Here is a 16,727-nt window from a genome sequence, read left to right as displayed (position 1 = left end):
ACTTGCTCGCGAATGCGGTAGCTCAGTTACAGATGTACTGACTGACACCCCGCATTCGCGAGCAAGCCCGCTCCCACAGTCGGAATGCATTGCCAGGCTGCTTTCAGCGTTTGCGCCAGACACTCGCCAGCCACGGTTGCTGCTCCCGAGGCAACCCAGCGGGACGGTAGTAATGCTCCAACTCATCAAACCCAGCCGCTGTCAGCAGTGACTGCCACGCCTCCAGGTCGTGATAAGACCCATACCGTGGCCCGTTCCAGCCTTCCCGGTTTTCGCCGCGTGGATTGGAGCTGAACAAGACTCCGCCTGATTTCAACGACCCGTGAAGCTGCTCCAGCACACGCGGTAATTCCTGCTTGGGAATGTGAAACAGCACCGCATTGGCAAAGATTCCATCGAAGCGCCGGGCCGGCAGATCCAGTTTGAGGAAATCCTGCTGCAACACTTCACAGCCACTGTCTTCGCGCGCCATCTGCGCAAACCGCTCCGAACCATCAAGCCCCACGGCGATATGCCCCATGCGCGTAAACGTCTGCAAATCGCGCCCCGGCCCGCAGCCGAAATCCAGCACGGTAAACGGCGCGGAGCCCTGGATATGCCGCAACAGCGCGTCGATGTTCTGGCTCACATCGTGATCGCGGGTGCCTTCGCGGAAATCCTCAGCCACTGTGTTGTAGTGGCCAAGGGTGGTGGCGGTGATCTGGTCGAGGTCGTCGGGCTTGAGAGTCATGGAGAGCAATACCGGGCGCTGAGATGGTCCGACTATACCTCACCGCTTGTTCAACACCCGCGCCAACCGATCCCCACCCAACTGAATCACCGCCACCAGAATCACCAGCAGCACGATCACCGTCAGCATGATCTGCGTATCGAAGCGCTGATAACCGTAGCGGTAGGCGATGTCACCCAAACCGCCCGCGCCAATCGCCCCGGCCATGGCGGACGAGTTGATCATGGTCACCAGGGTGATGGTGAACCCGCCGACAATTCCCGGCAACGCTTCCGGCAGCAGCACGTGCCAGATGATGTGCCAGCGTCGGCAGCCCATGGCTTGCGCGGCTTCGATCAGGCCGTGGTCAACCTCACGCAGGCTCACCTCGGCAATCCGTGCAAAAAATGGCGTGGCGGCGATGGTCAATGGCACGACCGCCGCCCACACGCCGTAGGTGGTGCCGACGATCAATCGGGTGAACGGGATCAATGCCACCATCAGGATCAAGAACGGAATCGAGCGGAACAGATTGACGAACGCCCCCAGCACGCGGTTCAGCGCCGGGGCTTGGTAAATGCCGCCCTTGTCGCTGGTGACCAGGAACACCGCCAGTGGAATTCCCACCAGCAACGCGATCAGCGACGACACGCCGACCATCAACAAGGTGTCGATGGCGCCCTGTACTAAACGATCAAACCACATAGCCCAGCACCTCCACCTGTTGTGCCCAATTCCCGGCGCGTTTACGCAGCTCGCAGGCGTCGTGGGGCGAGCCACTCACCGCCAGCAGCAGTTGCCCCAGGGCGTGCCCCTGGATACGTTCCACGCCGCCTTGCAGCAGGCGTACACGCCCGCCGAGCGCGCTGAACAACGCGGCCAGGTCCGGCTCGTCGGTATCGCTGCCGGTAAACTGCAAACGCAGCACCACAGCGGCATCGGTGGATTGCGGTGTGGCCTGCAAACGGCTTTGCAACTCGTCCGGCAGCCCATGTTGCAGCGGTGCCAGCAGGGTTTTGCTGACGTCATGTTGCGGGTTTCCAAACACTTGCCATACCGGGCCCTGTTCAACGATGCGCCCGTGTTCCAACACCACCACGCGGTCGCAGATTTCGCGGATCACTGCCATCTCATGGGTGATCAATACGATGGTCAGGCCCAGGCGCCGATTGATCTCACGCAGCAGGCCGAGGATCGACTGGGTGGTCTCTGGATCAAGGGCCGAGGTGGCTTCGTCGCAGAGCAAAATCTCTGGGTCGTGTACCAACGAACGAGCGATGCCCACGCGCTGTTTTTGCCCGCCGGAAAGCTGCGCCGGGTAGGACGTGTGCTTGTCCTGCAAACCCACCAATTCCAGCAGTTCGCGCACCTTTTGCTCACGTTGGGGCTTGGGCACTCCGGCCACTTTCAGTGGTAATTCGACGTTTTGCCACACGGTCTTGGCCGACATCAAATTGAAGTGCTGGAAGATCATGCCAATACGCCGACGCAGCGCCACCAGGCGGTCTTCGTCAAATTCGCCAATGTCCACCTGATCGATCAGCACCCGTCCGCTGCTGGGCTGCTCCAGGCGGTTGATGGTGCGGATCAGCGACGACTTGCCGGCGCCGCTGCGGCCGATAATGCCGAACACTTCACCGGGCTGTATCGCCAGGTCTATGCCTTGCAAGGCGTGCACGGTGCCGTCATAGGTCTTGCCCAGGTTGATAAAACGCACATGGGCGCGGTTCAGGTCCGGATGCAGTTCTGTCTGCTCGGCGTCCCTGGGCGCTGAGCCCAGGTCGCGCAATTGGGCATTGGCGGCGGTCATTTTTTATCTTCCCAGCCGACTTGGTAGAGCTTGCCGAGGGACTTATCCAACGCAGCGCGTACCACGGGCGAGTGCTGGTAGATATCGACGAACTTGATCACCCGCGGGTCGGTTTTGCTTTTCGGCTGGATCACGAACTGGATCACGTACTCCGGGTGGTCGAGGCCGTCGAACAGCAGCGCCGACTCAGCATCGAAGGTTTTGGACAGGCGGATATAGGCCGGGTAGCCCTGCACCAGGTCTGCATCGTCATAAGCGCGCACCAGTTGTACGGCCTCGACTTGCAGGATCTTGATCTTTTTCGGGTTGGTCACAATGTCTTCTTCGGTGGCCTTGTAGCCCACGCCCGGCTTGAGGGTGATCAGGCCAGCCTTGGCCAGCAATTGGAGGCCGCGACCGCTGTTGATCGGGTCGTTGGCAATCGCCACGCTGGCGCCCTGGGGCAAGTCGTTGATGCTTTTATATTTTTTCGAATACAGCCCGACGTTGTTGATGATGCCCGGCGCGTACGGCACCAGGTCAAAACCGGCGGCGGCCTTGGCGTTTTCCAGGAATGGGATGTGCTGGAAGTAGTTCACGTCGATATCACCGGCGGCCAGGCTGACGTTGGGCGCGATCCAGTCGGTGAACTCCACCAGCTCGACCTTCAGGCCTTGTTTGTCGGCTTCGGCTACCGCGGCTTCCAGGGGAATGGCGAAGGCGGCGGTGGTGCCGATTTTCAACGGCGCATCGGCGGCGAACGCCGCAGAGCTGAACAAACCGAAGGCCAGGGCCAGTGCTTTGACTGGGTGAGAGAGCAGTGTTTTTTTCATGGTCGATTTCCAGTCATAAGGTGTATTCATTAACAACTCGGTCAACTGTGGGAGCTGGCTTGCCTGCGATGGCGGTCTTTCAGCCACATGTGTATTCGCTGACCTACCGCTATCGCAGGCAAGCCAGCTCCCACAGTTTTGGTTCAGTGTCGGTAGGTCGAGCCGGTGTGTTGTTCGGGTAAGCGGGCGCTGCCACCGAAGACCTTTTCGCGCAGCGTTCCGGTGTCATAAGCAGTCTTGTACGAGCCGCGGCGCTGCAACTCCGGCACCACCAGATCAATGAAATCCACGTAACTTTCCGGCGTGACAATGCGCGTCAGGTTGAAGCCATCCAGGCCGGTCTCACTGATCCACGACTCCAACTCATCAGCAACCTGCTCAGGCGATCCCACCAACGTGATATAGCGCCCGCCCAGGGCGTGTTGCTCGAGCAATTTGCGCCGGGTCCAGTCGTTGTTCTGCAGGTTCTTGGTGGCCGATTGGATCGCGTTGCTCTTCACGTATTGGATCGGCTCGTCCAGTTCGTACTGAGCGAAGTCGATCGCGGTGGACGCCGAGAAATGCGCCACGCCGGCCTCCGCGCTGGCGTAGCTCAGGTATTCGGCGTGCTTGGCCCAGGCCAGCGCTTCAGTGGCGCCAACGATCACGTTGAGGCCCATGAACACCTTGATGTCATCCGGGTTGCGCCCGGCTTCCACGGCGCTGGCGCGCACCTTGTCCACCTGGAGCTTGGTCGCGGTCTTGTTCTGTCCGCTGATGAACACGCATTCGGCATGACGCCCGGCGAACAGCAAGCCCCGGTCCGAACTGCCCGCCTGAAACAGCACCGGCGTACGTTGCGGCGAGGGTTCGCACAGGTGATAACCCTCCACCTGATAGAACTCACCGTGATGCTCGACCTTGTGCACCTTGCCCGGCTGCGCATACACCCGCGCTTGTGGATCGTTGATCACTGCGTCGTCTTCCCAACTGCCTTCCCAGAGTTTGTAGAGCACCTCCAGGTATTCATCGGCCTGGTCATAACGGCGGTCGTGCTCGACTTGCTCGGTAAGCCCCATGGCCTTGGCGGCGCTGTCGAGGTAGCCGGTGACGATGTTCCAACCGACCCTGCCACGGCTCAGGTGGTCGAGCGTGGACATGCGCCGGGCAAACAGATACGGCGGCTCATAGGTGAGATTGGCGGTGAGGCCGAAGCCGAGGTTTTTTGTGACGGCGGCCATGGCCGAGACCAGCAGCAACGGGTCATTCACCGGCAGTTGGATCGACTCCTTGAGCGGCACATCAATCGAGTGCTGGTACACGTCGTACACACCGACGATATCGGCGATGAACAGGCCGTCGAACAGCCCACGCTCCAGGGTTTGCGCCAGGTCGGTCCAGTACTCGATGGTTTTGTATTGGGTGGACGTGTCCCGTGGGTGGGTCCACAGGCCGTGGTTGATGTGCCCGATGCAGTTCATGTTGAAGGCATTGAGCAGGATTTTTTTCTTCGCCATCAAATGGTCCCCCGCAGTGGCGGGTTTTCATTGTTGAGGTAGTAATTGCCCACCGCGTGGTACTTCCAGCGCACCGGGTCGTGCAGGGTGTGCACGCGAGCGTTGCGCCAGTGACGGTCAAGGCCGTGCTCGGCCAGGGTGGCCTGGCTGCCGGTCAGTTCAAACAGCGTGCTGCCGGCGGCCAGGGAGATTTCGGTGCTCAAGGCGCGGACTTCGGCGATGGCAATCGAGGCGGCAGCCACGGTCTCGGCGTTGCTGTCGGCCTGGGCGCGGTCGAGAAATTCTCCTGCGCGTTCCAACAGCGCCTCGGTGGCGTGCAGGCGGATGCTCAGGTGACCGAAGCTTTTCAGGGTCAGCGGGTCTTCGGTGGCCTTGTCGCTGCCGGAATCGATCCACGGACGGGTCTTGGTGCGAACGAAGTGCAACGCATCTTCAAAGGCGGCGCGGGCAATGCCGGTGTCGATGGCCGCATGGAGGATCTGCGCCAGCGGGCCAACGGTGGTCGGGCGTTCGAAGGCGCTTTGGAACGGGATCACGTCATGCGCGGCGACCCACACGTTGTCGAACACCACCGAACCGCTGCCGGTGGTGCGCTGGCCGAAGCCGCTCCAGTCGTCGATGACCGTCAGGCCTTCGCTGTCGCGCGGTACAAAGGCGAGTTGCTGCACGCCCTGTTCATCCACCACCGAGGTGGGAATGCGTTGGGCGTAGATCGCGCCGGTGGAATAGAACTTGCGGCCACTGATGCGAAAACCATCGCCGTCGCGGGTGATGGACGTAACGCGGTCATGGGCGGTCTTGGTGCCCAGTTCCGCCAGGGCGTTGCCGAAGCGTTGGCCGGCTAGGACTTCGGCGTACAGGCGTTTTTGCTGCGCCGGGCTGCCGTTTACGCGCAGCACTTCCAGTGCGTAGAAATGGTTCTGCGGGATCTGGCCCAGCGAGGCGTCAGCCTGGGCGATCAGCGCAATGACCTTGGCCAGGGTGACGTTGGACACGCCTGCGCCGCCGTACTCCTTGGGCACGCTGATGCCCCACAGGCCGGAGCGCGAAAACACGTCCAGCTCGGGCAAGGGCAGGCGGCGCTCGCGGTCGCGCTGGGCGCTGTCGCGGCGGAAGTCTTCGGCCAGGTCGCTGGCGACAATAAGGGCGTGTTCGTCGCTGGTAATGACCGCGACGGGGTTAGAGAAAGTCATGATGTTCTCCAGATGTCTGGTCAGTCAGATCCAGGAATGTCGAGCCGGCAACGTGCCGTTCAGTCGATAAGCGCCCACCGCGTGATACTTCCAGCGCACCGGGTCGTGCAGGGTGTGCACCCGCGCGTTGCGCCAGTGACGGTCGAGGTTGAACTCGGCGAGGGTGGCGCGGCTGCCGGCCAGTTCGAAGAGCTTTTCGCTGACCAGCAGCGACACTTCGGTGGTCAGCACTTTCGCCTCGGCCACGGCAATCGACGCACGCGCGGCTGACTGAGCGGTGATCGGCGCGGCGCTGACCTGGTCCAGCACCTGACCGGCCTTGCGCAGCAGGGCTTCGGCGGCGTGCAGTTCGATCTTGAGCTTGCCGATATCGGCGATCACATACAGGTCATCACTGGCGCGTTCGACCTTGGCATCGATCCAGGGACGCGAGCGTTCACGAACGAAGGCGATGGTGTCCTCAAGCGCGCCGCGCGCAATGCCGGCGTCGATGGCGGCCTGAATCAGTTGGGAAACGGCGCCCTGGATGTTCGGGGTTTCGCCGATGCGCCAGTTTTCCACGACCCGTTCGGCGTCCACCGGCACCTGGTCCAGCAGCACCGTGCCACTGGCGGTAGTGCGTTGGCCGAAGCCCGACCAGTCATCAACAATGCGCAGCCCTTCGGTGCCACGGCGCACGAACGCCATGACCTGCTTGCCGTCATCGTTCAGGGCTTTTACCGCAACCCAATGCGCAAACAGCGCGCCGGTGGAATAGAACTTCTGGCCGCTGATTACGTAACCGTCACCCTTGGCGGTGATGCGCGCCTTGAGCTCCAGGGTGTTCTTGGTCCCGCGTTCAGGGCCGCCATTGCCGATGCGCCAACCGTCGAGGACGCTCTGGAACAGCTGCTTTTTCTGGCGCTCGGTGGCCGCACCCTGTAACAGGTGCAGGATGCCGAAATGGTTCTGCGGGATCTGCCCGAGGGCCGGGTCTGCCGCGCTGATGATCGCGAACACGTCGGCCAGGGTTACAAAAGACACCTGCGGGCCGCCGTATTCACGGGGAATGGAAATACTGCCCAGCCCACTGCGGGTGAACTGTTCAATCTGCGCCCACGGCAACTGGCGTTGCCTGTCGCGCTTGGCGGCTTGCAGGCGCGCAGCCTGAGCCAGCTCACGGGCAGCGTTCAACGCCTCTGCATCGTTGCGCAGCACAGCGGCCGGCAACAGCAGGGGGGCTACATCCAGATCACGCTGGGGAGTTGTTAGAGCCAAGTTAGACATCAGCGCCGCTCCTTGGCTGCACGTAATGCCCTGGCGTTGCGCACCGGGGTAATTCTGACCATACCGACCTCGCATTCAATGAAATAAAAACAGAAAAATCAGAGATGTCCGGTGGTCCGGTGCATATACCCTAAGCGTGTTAAATATTTAAATAAACTAACTTTTGGGAATATGCATAGAAGGTCTGTCACCCAGGTTCGCAGGGCGACCCGAGAGGGCGGGGACGATAGATCAGCGCAGTCCCGGCCGGGTGGGTTGGCACCTCGGCGGCAATGCGTAAAGTGCGGGCGGGTGCCCAGCGTGAGTTGTTGCCGACGCGATCCAGAATGCAATAGGTCACCTCCAGCCGGCAGTCGTCGCCGGCTTCGACAATCACCGTCGAAGGCACCCACACCTGCACCGCCTGGCCGATTTCCCTGGCCTGGATCTTCGGCAGATCCAGGCGCACATCGCCCCAGCGCAGGGTGATGGCATCGCCGGTGGTCATGTTCAGGTACGGCTCGATGGTCAGGGGAATACCACGCCGTACCTGGCTGGCGTTGACGCCGCAGCGGCGGATGGTCTCGGGCAGGCCCACGGGGGCGAGGTTGTGGTTTTCGTCGCGGTACAGGGGCGAGGGTTGGCCGCCAGGGTAGTGGGTCTTTACGCGCACCCGCGTTTCGGCGGAGCGCGCAGGGCCATGGCCGATCTGCATGACCTGGTAATGGACCTGAGCCGGTCCATCCAGCACGAAACTTTCCGGCACCCGCAGGTGGGTGAATGCGCCGACCTTGCACGCGGTCACCCGCCGTGAAGCGGCAAAGCAGTTGTTCCAGAACAGCTCGATCAGGTCGCCTTCATCCATGCCGGGATACGGCGCGATGTCGACCTGCAGGTGTGTGGCGGCCAGGGCATTGATGCCATTGCCGATGGCCTGGGGCAGTGTCGGGGCAGTGAGCAGGGGGGGCGTCATAAATAATCTCCTTGATACAGCCAGCAGCAATCGTCCCGGACCTTTGGCGCGGGTGCGCGGGGTGACCGAAATGAACGATTCAGAAAACAGCTGGGATAGGATCCAATCCTCTGAACGCTAGATAAGAGGGTTGGCAAAGGGGCGTCAATGGCGGCAAAAGGCTAAACGGCGGGTTTGGCGATATTCAGAAGGGTCTGACTGGGGCGGGGATATTCAGGCGGATACGGGGGGATGTTTTACAGGTTGGAATGAGGACTTCCTGTAGGAACACCCTTGTGTGGGAGCTGGCTTGCCTGCGATAGCATCACCCAGGTGTGACTGCTCTACCGAGGTGTCTGCATCGCAGGCAAGCCAGCTCCCACACAGGGGTTCAGTGCGCCAGAAACTTGCTCAAAAACTGCCGGGTGCGTTCTTCCTTGGGGTTGGCAAACAGCGTCTTGGCTTCGCCTTGTTCAACGATCACGCCCTTGTCGAAGAAGATCACGCGGTTGGCCACGTCACGGGCAAAGCTCATCTCGTGGGTGACGATGACCATGGTGCGGTTTTCTTCGGCAAGGCTGCGAATGGTCGCCAGCACTTCGCCCACCAGCTCCGGGTCCAGCGCCGAGGTGGGTTCGTCAAACAGAATCACCTCCGGCTCCATGGCCAGTGCACGCGCAATCGCCACGCGCTGTTGCTGGCCACCGGACAAGCGCCGTGGGTAGACATCTTCCTTACCTGCCAGGCCCACCTTGGCCAGCAGTTTGCGCCCCAGGGTGTCAGCGGCTTCGCGTGGCATCTTCTTGACCACGGTGGGGCCTTCGATGACGTTTTCCAGCGCAGTGCGGTGCGGGAACAGGTTGAAGCTCTGGAATACAAACCCCACGTGCTGGCGCAGGCGCCGCACCAGGCTTTGTTGCTGGTTGATCGGCCTGCTGGTGTCGATTTCGATGTCGCCTACCTTGATGCGGCCACTGGTGGGCTGTTCGAGGAAGTTCAGGCAGCGCAGGAAGGTGGTCTTGCCGGAACCGCTGGGGCCGATAATGGCGATGACTTCGCCTTCCTTGACCTCAAGGTCGATGCCGTTGAGCACCACCTGACCGTTGAATTGTTTGGTCAGTTTTTCAACCACGATCATGCTTCAGGACTCCAGGTCATGCCGGTTGACCCGGGCTTCCAGACGATTTTGGAAATACGCCAGGATGCTGACCAGCACCCAGTAGATCAGGGCGGCCGACAGGTACATCGCGAAAATCTCGAACGTGCGCGCGGACACCAACTGCGCCTGGCGCAGCAGCTCGGGCACTTGGATGGTCGCTGCCAGCGAGGTGTCCTTCACCAGCGATGTAAAGCTGTTACCCAGCGGGGGCAATGCAGTACGCATCGCCTGCGGCAGGATCGCCCGACGCAGGGTCTGCACACGGGTCATGCCGATACTGGCAGCGGCTTCCCACTGGCCACGCTCGATAGAGCTGATGGCGGCGCGCAAGGTTTCACAGATATACGCTGCCATGTTCAATGAGAGGCCGATCAACGCGGCGGGAATCGGGTCGAGTTCGATACCCACTTGCGGCAAGCCGTAATACATCATGAACAGCTGCACCAGCAACGGCGTACCGCGAAAGAACGACACGTAGACGCGGGCGATCCAACTCAGCGTCTTGAAGCGCGACAAACGCATCAAGGCCAGGCCGAAGCCCAGCACAAAGCCGAAAAACAAACCGCCCAGGCTCAAGATCACGGTGAAGTACACGCCCTGCATCAAGAAGGGCGTGGAATTCAGGATCAATTGAAACTTTTCTTCCATTATTGGGTGACGTCAGCGTTGAAGTACTTCTCGGAGAGTTTTTTCAACGTGCCGTCTGCGCGCAGTTTTTCGATGGCCTTGTTGACCGCAGCCAGCAACTCAGGCTCGCCTTTACGCAGGGCTACGCCTGCTTCTTGACGAGAAAACGCGTCACCGGCAGCGGCGGTGTCCGGGGCTTTTTTGGCGTATTCCAGTGCCGCCAGGCGGTCGATCAGGATGGCGTCGATACGGCCGATGCGCAGGTCCTGGAACTTGGTTGGGTCATCTTCGTAGGTGCGGATATCAGCGTTCTTGACGTTGGCTTTCACCCACTCCTCGTAATTGGTGCCCAGGCCCACCCCGACCTTTTTACCGGCCAGGTCGGCAGCAGATTTGATATTGAGTTTGTCTTCGTTCTTCTTCAGTACCAACGCCTGAATCCCGGAAACGGTATAGGGCTCAGAAAAGTCGTACTTCTTTTTGCGCTCTTCGGAAATGGTGACTTGGTTGATCACCGCGTCCAGTCGCTTGGATTCCAGTGCGGCCAGGATGCCGTCCCACTTGGTGGCCTGCAGTTTGACCTTCACGCCCAGCTCCTTGGCCAGCGCTTCGGAAAACTCCACTTCAAAACCCGCGAGCTTGCCGTCTTCCCCGACAAAGCTGAAGGGTGGGTAAGTGCCTTCCAGACCGACGTTGATGACGCCGGCTTTCTTGATGTTGTTCAGCTGCTCGCCGGCAATTGCCTGGCCCATCAGGCCAGCCCCGAGTGCCAGGCCCAAAGTGCCGACCAGCAACGTGCGACGGAATACAGAAATAGTCATGAAGAGCCCCTGTGTTTTTATGTTGAGCGAAGCAGGTGACGCGGTAGTCGTATCCTGCCTTAAAGCGCGTAGCGCGTCTTCGACTACGGCGCGACTATAAAGCTGGTTTTTAAGACTTGAAAATAATATAAATCTAAATTGATATTCTTTTTTGGAATATGTCAAGGATCTAATGTGGGAGCGTTTATTCAGCTGAACACTGAGTCATAGGCAAACAACGCCGGCGCCCCGCCGGTATGCAGGAAAATAATCGGCCCGTCTTCAAATCGGTTACGGCCGATACCGTCCAGCAAGCCGGCCATGGCCTTGCCAGTGTAGACCGGGTCCAGCAGCAGGCCTTCCTGACTCGCCAATAGCTTGACCGCAGAAAGGGTGCCGGCGTTCGGTTCGCCATAGCGCGGCCCGAAGTATTCGTCCCACAGGATCACCTTGAACGCTTGCGGGATATCCACACCCAGCAACTGCGCGGTACGTTCGGCCAAGTCCTGCACTTTCGGGCGCTGGGCTTCGTCGGTACGCGACACGGTGACGCCAATTACGGGCAGGTCTGGCAGCACTTCACTCAAGGCCAGGGCGAGGCCGCTGTGGGTCCCCGCACTGCCGGAGGCCAACACCACGGCGGCAAATTCGATGCCGCTGTCTTCGATCTGCGCGGCCAGCTCAAGCCCGGCGCGTACATAACCCAGGGCGCCCAGGGCATTGGAGCCGCCGATAGGCACCAGGTACGGCTTCTTGCCGCTGCTGCGCAGGCGGTCGGCGAGGGCATTGAGCTGGTCGTCGACGTTGTCGAGGTTTTCCACCAACTCTACTTTGGCGTCGAACAGGTCAAGCAGCAGGCGGTTGCCATTGCCCAGGTAGTTGGGGTCGTCGGTACCGGTAGGGTTTTCCAGCAAGGCAACGCAGCCCAGGCCCAGCTTGGCGGCCAGCGCAGCGGTCTGGCGTACGTGATTGGACTGGATAGCGCCGGCGGTCACCAGGGTGTCGGCGCCTTGGGCGATGGCATCGGCGGCCAGGTATTCAAGTTTGCGCAGCTTATTGCCGCCCATGGCCAGCGGCGTGGTGTCGTCGCGCTTGACGTACACATCCCTGCCCAGCCAGGCCGACAGCCGCTCGAGTTTTTCCAGGGCAGTGGCGCCGCCCAGCAATTCCAGGCGGTTAAAACGGTCGAGCTGTTGTTTGATCATGGCTACGCACGGTTGATGAGTATGGGGCGACTATAGGCAGGCACTTTTCATCGGGCAACCGACAATCGCTTATTCCGGACAGTTCTTAGTATCACACCATTGGTTCTTAAGAGTGGCCCGGGCGCATACCGTAAAGTGATGGCCATTTCGTCAGGAGTGAATACCGTGAGTGAGCGTTCCAGTCATTGGCAACTACAGACCATCGTCAGCCAACTGCGCGGCGCCCGGGACCAGTGGCGAACGCGCAATGGGCGCTTGAGTGGCGAGCATGGCGGCCGTGAGTTGCCGTCACGCGAGGCGGTGGCGCAGATTCTCGAAGCACTGTGTGGCGCGCTTTTCCCCATGCGCCTGGGGCCGGTGGACCTGCGTGAAGAGAGTGAAGATTTTTACGTCGGCCATACCCTCGATGTGGCACTCAATGCTCTGCTTGGTCAAGCGCGCCTGGAGTTGCGCTACGCTGCGCGCCAGGGCGCCCAGGACGACAGCACTGTCGATGCTCACGCCATCCGCCTGATCCAGGATTTCGCCCTGGCCCTGCCGTCCCTGCGCAGCCTGTTGGACACCGACGTTCTCGCCGCCTATCACGGCGACCCGGCCGCGCGCAGTGTTGATGAAGTGCTGCTGTGCTATCCGGGGATCCTGGCGGTGATTCACCATCGCCTGGCCCACCACCTGTACCGCGCCGGCCTGCCGCTGTTGGCGCGGATCAGCGCGGAAATTGCCCACTCGGCCACCGGTATCGATATCCACCCCGGCGCGCAGATCGGCCCGAGTTTCTTTATTGACCACGGCACCGGTGTGGTGATCGGCGAAACCGCGATCATCGGCGAGCGCGTGCGCATCTACCAGGCCGTGACCCTGGGCGCCAAGCGCTTCCCGGCCGATGAAGATGGGCAGTTGCAGAAGGGCCACCCACGCCATCCGATTGTCGAGGACGACGTGGTGATTTACGCCGGGGCGACCATCCTGGGACGCATCACCATTGGCAAAGGCTCAACCATCGGCGGCAACGTGTGGTTGACTCGCAGTGTGCCGGCGGGGGCGAACCTGACGCAGGCGAACCTGCAGCACGATGACGGCACGCAAAAGTAAACGCGTCAGCCGTCAAGCCGACTCAGTGACAGGCGGGTTTGCTCGCGCAACCATTCGTTGCGCCGCGCGGCCAGGTCGTTATAGACCTGGTCGTAGAGCGGCACATATTGCTTGGCGTTTTCTGATCTTTCCTCGGGTTATGTGCTGAACGTTTTGTCATCTCCGCCCGTCATACCTTTCCCTGAGCTAGTGTGGGAATTGTCTACCACTCGGCCCTGCGATTAGTCCCAGACCGCCTATCCATGTTTAACTTGAATGCTCGTTCAAGTTAAACCCGGTGGTTCGCTGCCCGCTCACAACAGGAGGCTTACCTTTGCTGAGTCCGTTATTTACAGCCACATCCCTCATCGTCGGGGTGCATCGTTCATGAGTGCATCGTCCACCCCCGCAAGCGGCCTGGTGCGCATGAATGCGCCGGTCTTCTACTTTGCCGCCAGCTTCATCCTGCTGTTCGGCATCACGGTCATCGCTATTCCGCAACAGGCCGGCGCCTGGCTGCTGGCGGCGCAAAACTGGGCGGCCAATACGGTCGGCTGGTACTACATGCTGGCGATGACCCTGTATCTGGTCTTCGTGGTGGTCACCGCGCTATCGGGCTACGGCAAGATAAAACTCGGTGCCGACCACGACGAGCCCGAATTCAGTTACCTGTCCTGGGCCGGCATGCTCTTCGCCGCCGGGATCAGCATCACGCTGTTTTTCTTCTGCGTGTCCGAGCCGCTGACGCACTTGGTGCAACCGCCTCAGGGTGCGCCGATGAATGCCGATGCCGCGCGCCAGGCCATGCAGGTGCTGTTTCTGCACTGGGGCCTGCACGGCTGGGGCGTGTTCGCCTTTGTGGGTATGGCCTTGGCGTATTTCGCCTACCGGCATAACTTGCCGCTGGCGTTGCGTTCGGCGCTGTACCCGCTGATCGGCAAGCGCATCAATGGCCCCATCGGTTACGCGGTGGATGGCTTCGGCATTATCGCCACGGTGTTCGGCCTCGGCGCTGACATGGGCTTTGGGGTGTTGCACCTCAACTCCGGTCTCGATTACCTGTTCGGCATTGCTCATACCCAATGGATTCAGGTCGGCCTGATCACACTGATGATGGGCGCCGCGATCCTGGTCGCCGTCTCCGGCGTCGACAAGGGCGTGCGGGTGATGTCCGACATCAACATGCTGCTGGCCTGTGCGCTGCTGCTGTTCGTACTGTTCGCCGGGCCCACCCAGCATTTGCTCAACACCCTGATCCAGAACATCGGTGACTACTTGGGCGCCTTGCCGACCAAGAGTTTCGACGTGTATGCCTACGACAAACCCAGCGACTGGCTGGGCGGTTGGACGGTGTTCTACTGGGCCTGGTGGATTGCATGGTCGCCGTTCGTGGGCCTGTTCATCGCACGCATTTCCCGTGGCCGGACCATCCGCGAATTCGTGTTCGGCGTGCTGCTGATCCCGCTGGGCTTCACCCTGGCGTGGATGTCGATCTTCGGCAACAGCGCCATCGACCAGGTGCTCAACCACGGGCTGACCGCACTCGGTCAGTCGGCCATCGATGACCCGTCGATGAGCCTCTACCTGCTGCTGGAAACCTACCCGTGGAGCAAAACCGTCATCGCGGTCACGGTGTTTATCAGCTTCGTGTTCTTCGTCACGTCGGCCGACTCCGGCACCGTGGTGCTCTCAACCCTGTCGTCCAAGGGCGGCAACGCCGACGAAGATGGGCCGAAATGGCTGCGGGTGTTCTGGGGCGCGATGACCGGGCTGGTCACCAGTGCCTTGCTGTTTGCCGGCAGCATCGACTCGCTTAAATCCGCGGTGGTGCTGACCTCGTTGCCGTTCTCGATGATCCTGCTGCTGATGATGTGGGGGCTGCACAAGGCGTTCTACCTCGAATCGCAGAAGCAGATCGCTCAACTGCATTCGCTGGCGCCGGTGTCGGGTTCACGCAAGGGCACAGGCGGCTGGCGCCAGCGCTTGAGTCAGGCCGTGCATTTCCCGTCACGGGATGAGGTGTACCGGTTCCTTGAGACCACGGTGCGCCCGGCGATTGAAGAGGTGACGGCGGTGTTCGTCGAAAAAGGCCTCAGGGTTGTCACCCAGCCCGATCCGTCCAACGACAGCGTCAGCCTGGAAATCGGCCACGGCGAGGAACATCCGTTCGTTTATCAGGTGCAGATGCGTGGCTATTTCACGCCGTCATTTGCACGCGGTGGAATGGGTTCCAAGCAGCTCAACAACCGTCGCTACTACCGGGCGGAAGTGCACTTGAGCGAGGGTAGCCAGGACTACGATCTGGTCGGCTACACCAAGGAGCAGATCATCAACGACATTCTCGACCAGTACGAGCGGCACCTGCAGTTCCTGCATTTGGTGCGCTGAGGCGACGGACCGCGCATTTACGTCATTGGACCGTACCACTCTCACAAGACTTTGCTGTAAAAAGAAAGGGCAGAGTTAAGCGATTCAGCTGGTTAAAAGGCCTGGGAATATCGTTATTCCCAGGCCTTATTTGCCTACGTCCAAGAGAGGATTCGATGACTTACATTGCTGCCGAAAACCGCTATGAATCTATTCCGTACCGCCGCGTAGGCCGCAGTGGATTGGTGCTGCCTGCACTGTCCCTGGGGCTGTGGCACAACTTTGGCGACAGCACTCCGATCGACACCCAGCGCGCCCTGCTGCGCACCGCGTTCGACCTGGGGATCAACCACTTCGACCTGGCCAACAACTACGGCCCGCCCTACGGCAGCGCCGAGATCAACTTCGGCCGTTTGCTGCGCGAAGACTTCAAGCACTACCGTGATGAACTGATCATTTCCAGCAAAGCCGGCTGGGACATGTGGCCTGGCCCCTACGGCCAAGGCGGCGGTTCGCGCAAATACGTGCTGGCCAGCCTCGACCAGAGCCTGCAACGCCTGGGCGTCGACTACGTGGATATCTTCTACTCCCACCGTTTTGACGCCGACACCCCATTGGAAGAAACCGCCAGCGCCCTCGCCACCGCCGTGCAACAAGGCAAGGCGTTGTACATCGGTATTTCCTCCTACTCCGGGGTAAAAACCCGCGAAATGGCGGCCTTGCTCAAAGAGTGGAAAGTGCCGCTGCTCATCCACCAGCCGGCCTACAACTTGCTCAACCGTTGGGTCGAAAAAGACCTGCTGGACACCACCGAGGCGCTCGGTGCCGGGGTGATTGCCTTCACACCACTGGCCCAGGGTTTGCTGACTGACAAGTACCTCAACGGTGTACCGGCGGATGCGCGGGTCAATCGCCCAGGCGGTGGTTCGTTGCAGGCCAAGCACCTGTCCGAAGAAAACATCGCTCATGTGCGGGCGCTTAATGAAATCGCCCAGCGTCGTGGTCAGAGCCTTGCGCAATTGGCGTTGGCTTGGACGTTGCGTGATCCACGGGTGACCAGCGCGTTGATCGGTGCGAGCCGGCCGGAGCAGATTATCGAGAACGTCGGGGCGTTGAAGAATTTGAGCTTCAGTGCAGAGGAATTGGCGGAGATTGATCGGTTTGCGCAGGAAGGCGGGATCAACTTGTGGGAAAAGCCATCCACCGCTGAATAACCGGACACACCTGGGTAAATTTGTGGGAGCGGGCTTGCTCGCGAAGGCGGAGTGTCAGTCGATGAAT

15 protein-coding genes are annotated in these 16,727 nt (G+C 60.6%); 3 read left to right on the top strand and 12 right to left on the bottom strand.

Annotation, left to right across the window (positions count from 1 at the left end; all coding sequences use genetic code 11):
• Positions 1–103 precede the first annotated feature (103 nt).
• From JBO08_RS26025 to JBO08_RS25970, 12 genes are all read right to left on the bottom strand, one after another.
• Complete coding sequence (locus JBO08_RS26025) at positions 104–730, bottom strand: bifunctional 2-polyprenyl-6-hydroxyphenol methylase/3-demethylubiquinol 3-O-methyltransferase UbiG (protein WP_065875886.1); 627 nt, start codon at positions 728–730, stop codon at positions 104–106.
• Between the two features lie 39 nt (positions 731–769).
• Positions 770–1,414 carry a methionine ABC transporter permease gene (locus JBO08_RS26020; protein WP_016974994.1) on the bottom strand — a complete coding sequence of 215 codons (645 nt, stop codon included), beginning with the start codon at positions 1,412–1,414 and terminating at the stop codon, positions 770–772.
• Positions 1,404–2,519: a methionine ABC transporter ATP-binding protein gene (locus JBO08_RS26015; protein ID WP_220075195.1), complete on the bottom strand. Its 1,116-nt coding sequence runs from the start codon at positions 2,517–2,519 to the stop codon at positions 1,404–1,406. The genes JBO08_RS26020 and JBO08_RS26015 overlap by 11 nt, the downstream gene beginning before the upstream one ends.
• Positions 2,516–3,331 carry a MetQ/NlpA family ABC transporter substrate-binding protein gene (locus tag JBO08_RS26010; protein WP_065879750.1) on the bottom strand — a complete coding sequence of 272 codons (816 nt, stop codon included), beginning with the start codon at positions 3,329–3,331 and terminating at the stop codon, positions 2,516–2,518. Before JBO08_RS26010 ends, JBO08_RS26015 begins: the two co-directional genes overlap by 4 nt.
• A 143-nt stretch (positions 3,332–3,474) precedes the next feature.
• Positions 3,475–4,827, bottom strand: a complete 1,353-nt coding sequence (locus JBO08_RS26005) for an LLM class flavin-dependent oxidoreductase (protein WP_065875880.1) — start codon at positions 4,825–4,827, stop codon at positions 3,475–3,477.
• Positions 4,827–6,020, bottom strand: a complete 1,194-nt coding sequence (locus JBO08_RS26000; protein WP_065875877.1) for an SfnB family sulfur acquisition oxidoreductase — start codon at positions 6,018–6,020, stop codon at positions 4,827–4,829. Before JBO08_RS26000 ends, JBO08_RS26005 begins: the two co-directional genes overlap by 1 nt.
• A 24-nt stretch (positions 6,021–6,044) precedes the next feature.
• Positions 6,045–7,286: an SfnB family sulfur acquisition oxidoreductase gene (locus tag JBO08_RS25995; RefSeq protein ID WP_065875875.1), complete on the bottom strand. Its 1,242-nt coding sequence runs from the start codon at positions 7,284–7,286 to the stop codon at positions 6,045–6,047.
• A gap of 187 nt (positions 7,287–7,473) precedes the next feature.
• Positions 7,474–8,238: a hypothetical protein gene (locus tag JBO08_RS25990; RefSeq protein ID WP_065875873.1), complete on the bottom strand. Its 765-nt coding sequence runs from the start codon at positions 8,236–8,238 to the stop codon at positions 7,474–7,476.
• Between the two features lie 370 nt (positions 8,239–8,608).
• Positions 8,609–9,355 (bottom strand): L-cystine ABC transporter ATP-binding protein TcyN, encoded by a 747-nt coding sequence (tcyN, locus tag JBO08_RS25985; RefSeq protein ID WP_065875871.1) that lies wholly within the window; start codon positions 9,353–9,355, stop codon positions 8,609–8,611.
• A gap of 3 nt (positions 9,356–9,358) precedes the next feature.
• A complete protein-coding gene (gene tcyL / locus JBO08_RS25980) occupies positions 9,359–10,024 on the bottom strand; it encodes a cystine ABC transporter permease (RefSeq protein WP_049710605.1) in 666 nt (221 codons plus the stop codon).
• Positions 10,024–10,824 carry a cystine ABC transporter substrate-binding protein gene (gene tcyJ, locus JBO08_RS25975; protein ID WP_065875870.1) on the bottom strand — a complete coding sequence of 267 codons (801 nt, stop codon included), beginning with the start codon at positions 10,822–10,824 and terminating at the stop codon, positions 10,024–10,026. The genes tcyL and tcyJ overlap by 1 nt, the downstream gene beginning before the upstream one ends.
• 188 nt (positions 10,825–11,012) lie before the next feature.
• On the bottom strand, positions 11,013–12,008 hold the full coding sequence (locus tag JBO08_RS25970) for a D-cysteine desulfhydrase (protein WP_065879753.1): 996 nt from the start codon (positions 12,006–12,008) through the stop codon (positions 11,013–11,015).
• Between the two features lie 165 nt (positions 12,009–12,173).
• On the opposite strand from JBO08_RS25970, the gene epsC reads away from it, so the two are divergent.
• The 3 genes from epsC (at position 12,174) to mgrA (ending at position 16,660) form a co-directional block, all read left to right on the top strand.
• Positions 12,174–13,100 (top strand): serine O-acetyltransferase EpsC, encoded by a 927-nt coding sequence (gene epsC, locus JBO08_RS25965; RefSeq protein WP_065875866.1) that lies wholly within the window; start codon positions 12,174–12,176, stop codon positions 13,098–13,100.
• A gap of 405 nt (positions 13,101–13,505) precedes the next feature.
• Complete coding sequence (gene betT, locus JBO08_RS25960) at positions 13,506–15,467, top strand: choline transporter BetT (RefSeq protein ID WP_175406738.1); 1,962 nt, start codon at positions 13,506–13,508, stop codon at positions 15,465–15,467.
• 155 nt (positions 15,468–15,622) lie between these two features.
• Positions 15,623–16,660: an L-glyceraldehyde 3-phosphate reductase gene (gene mgrA, locus JBO08_RS25955; protein ID WP_065875862.1), complete on the top strand. Its 1,038-nt coding sequence runs from the start codon at positions 15,623–15,625 to the stop codon at positions 16,658–16,660.
• Positions 16,661–16,727 lie beyond the last annotated feature (67 nt).

Source organism: Pseudomonas sp. LAP_36, from assembly GCF_019456785.1.
GTDB lineage: Bacteria > Pseudomonadota > Gammaproteobacteria > Pseudomonadales > Pseudomonadaceae > Aquipseudomonas > Aquipseudomonas tritici.
The sequence above is the reverse complement of the archived record's forward strand: the minus strand, read 5'-3'. Positions and strand labels throughout refer to the sequence as shown.

Bases quoted from the DNA above. Each gene is read 5' to 3' on its own strand.
- JBO08_RS26025 (WP_065875886.1), bottom strand. From the start codon at position 730: ATGACTCTCAAGCCCGACGACCTCGACCAGATCACCGCCACCACCCTT.
- JBO08_RS26020 (WP_016974994.1), bottom strand. From the start codon at position 1,414: ATGTGGTTTGATCGTTTAGTACAGGGCGCCATCGACACCTTGTTGATG.
- JBO08_RS26015 (WP_220075195.1), bottom strand. From the start codon at position 2,519: ATGACCGCCGCCAATGCCCAATTGCGCGACCTGGGCTCAGCGCCCAGG.
- JBO08_RS26010 (WP_065879750.1), bottom strand. From the start codon at position 3,331: ATGAAAAAAACACTGCTCTCTCACCCAGTCAAAGCACTGGCCCTGGCC.
- JBO08_RS26005 (WP_065875880.1), bottom strand. From the start codon at position 4,827: ATGGCGAAGAAAAAAATCCTGCTCAATGCCTTCAACATGAACTGCATC.
- JBO08_RS26000 (WP_065875877.1), bottom strand. From the start codon at position 6,020: ATGACTTTCTCTAACCCCGTCGCGGTCATTACCAGCGACGAACACGCC.
- JBO08_RS25995 (WP_065875875.1), bottom strand. From the start codon at position 7,286: ATGTCTAACTTGGCTCTAACAACTCCCCAGCGTGATCTGGATGTAGCC.
- JBO08_RS25990 (WP_065875873.1), bottom strand. From the start codon at position 8,238: ATGACGCCCCCCCTGCTCACTGCCCCGACACTGCCCCAGGCCATCGGC.
- tcyN (WP_065875871.1), bottom strand. From the start codon at position 9,355: ATGATCGTGGTTGAAAAACTGACCAAACAATTCAACGGTCAGGTGGTG.
- tcyL (WP_049710605.1), bottom strand. From the start codon at position 10,024: ATGGAAGAAAAGTTTCAATTGATCCTGAATTCCACGCCCTTCTTGATG.
- tcyJ (WP_065875870.1), bottom strand. From the start codon at position 10,824: ATGACTATTTCTGTATTCCGTCGCACGTTGCTGGTCGGCACTTTGGGC.
- JBO08_RS25970 (WP_065879753.1), bottom strand. From the start codon at position 12,008: ATGATCAAACAACAGCTCGACCGTTTTAACCGCCTGGAATTGCTGGGC.
- betT (WP_175406738.1), top strand. From the start codon at position 13,506: ATGAATGCGCCGGTCTTCTACTTTGCCGCCAGCTTCATCCTGCTGTTC.
- mgrA (WP_065875862.1), top strand. From the start codon at position 15,623: ATGACTTACATTGCTGCCGAAAACCGCTATGAATCTATTCCGTACCGC.